General features: G+C 59.7%; 1 protein-coding gene. It reads left to right on the top strand.

The features are described from left to right. A partial coding sequence (locus AC4HNJ_RS21680; RefSeq protein WP_490481695.1) for a hypothetical protein occupies positions 1 to 395 on the top strand: 395 nt, incomplete at both ends.

Here is a 395-nt window from a genome sequence, read left to right as displayed (position 1 = left end):
AGTACGACGCAAGCGGCGATTGCACCGGGCACGATCACGATTAGCGATAACCAAAACCAGGACCTCAGCGGACTGAGTCGCAACGCAAGCCTCGGTGATCAAAGCCTTGGGACGATCTTTAATCCGCAGCAGATCGAAAACAATCAGCAAGCTGGCGCATTGGCGGGTCAAGTCGGCATGACGGCTGCCGGCGATATCGAGCAGGCGATGAACTGGAGCAATGGCAGCGCGCAAGCTGTAACGCTTCATGCGGCAGTTGGCGCGGCAACGGCTGCGCTAGGTGGTGGTAATGCGTTGCAAGGTGCGCTTGGTGCAGGCGTGAGCGAAGCGGCGATTCCGTATCTGCAGCAGTACGGCGCTAGCGGCGTCTTGGCAGGCACGACGCTGATTGGTGG

Source organism: Dyella sp. SYSU CM1112 (assembly GCF_058216415.1).
The sequence above is the reverse complement of the archived record's forward strand: the minus strand, read 5'-3'. Positions and strand labels throughout refer to the sequence as shown.